This is a genomic window from Halorubrum sp. SD612 (genome assembly GCF_002135005.1).
On sequence record NZ_NEWI01000351.1, the window covers coordinates 1 to 1,499 of the forward strand.

The following is a 1,499-nucleotide window of genomic DNA, read 5'->3' on the forward strand; positions in this document are numbered from 1 at the left end:
GTTCGAGGGGGCGCCCGGCACGGGGAAGACCCTCTCCGCGCTCGTGCCCGCCCTGGAACACGCCCGCGAGCACGACCGCACGGTCGTCATCACGACCAACGTCCACCAGCAGATGCGGCAGTTCGTCGAGGACGCCCGCGCGATCACCCGCGAGGAGCCGATCCGCGCGGTCGTATTTAAAGGGAAGTCGTCGATGTGTCACATCGACGTCGACTACCAGGAGTGTCAGACCCTCCGCGACACCACGCGCGAGATGGTCGAGACGGAGAGCGAGGTGCGCGAGCTGGAGTCCCGGCAGCGCGAGCTGCTGGCCGAGAGCCGCGAGGGCGACGCGGGCGCCGCCGAGGCCCGCGAGGCGATCATGGAGGAGCTGGAGGAGCTGGAAGAGGAGGTCGACGAGTACGAGACCGCCAACGTCTGCGAGCACTACCGGAACAACCTCACCCGCGACACGGAGGAGTTCTTCGGGTGGCTGTTCGAGGACGTCCGGACCCCGGAGGACGTGTACGCGTACGCCGACGAGCGCGCGCTGTGCGGCTACGAGCTGCTGAAGGAGGGGATGGAGGGCGTGGACCTCGTCGTCTGTAACTACCACCACCTGCTCGACCCGAACATCCGCGAGCAGTTCTTCCGGTGGATCGACCGCGACCCGAGCGAGATAATCACCGTGTTCGACGAGGCGCACAACATCGAGGACGCCGCCCGCGACCACGCCACTCGGACCCTCACCGAGAACACCCTCGACGCCGCGCTCGACGAGCTGGCCGACAGCGACGACTCCCGCGCGGAGCCGGCCGGGAACGTCCTCCGGGCGTTCCGCGACGCCTTAGTCGAGACGTACGAGGGCGCGTTCGGCTTCGGCGGCTCGGAGTCCGTGACGGAGAGCTGGGAGGACGTGTCGATCGCCAACGACGACCGCCGGGACGACCTCACGCTGGCGTTCCTCCGCAACTACGAGGGGAAGGGGATCGACACGGAGGCCGAACTCGCGGTCCAGCTCGGTCAGGCGATAGACGAGGAGTACGAGCGCCGCTACCGCGACGGGGAGGCGACGACCCGCTCGGAGTCGCAGACGCTCGCGGCCGCCCGGTTCGTCGCGACGTGGATGGACGAGGGCGCGGAGTTCGGCCAGTACCCGGTGGTCTCCGTCCGGCGCGACGCCGGCACCGACGAGGTGTACGGTCGCGCGGAGCTGTACACCTGCATCCCCCGCAACGTCACCGGCGAGCTGTTCGACGAGGTGGCCGCGTCGGTCCTGATGAGCGCGACGCTGCGTCCGTTCGACGTGACCGAGGACGTGCTGGGCTTAGAGGACGTCGCGTCGATGGCCTACGGGATGGGGTATCCCGAGGAGAACCGCCGGACGTTCGCGGCCGACGTGCCGCCGCTGTTCGCCTCCGACCGCAACGACCCGGAGACGCAGGCGGCGGTGTCGTCGCTGCTCCGCGACGCGATCCGGTTCACGCCCGGCAACACGCTCGCCTTCTTCCCGTCGTACG

Annotated in this window: 1 protein-coding gene; it reads left to right on the plus strand. The window is 69.2% G+C overall.

Annotation, left to right across the window (positions count from 1 at the left end; genetic code table 11):
• Positions 1–1,499 (plus strand): ATP-dependent DNA helicase (locus B9G38_RS17240; RefSeq protein WP_086221173.1); only part of this gene is annotated, 1,499 nt, incomplete at both ends.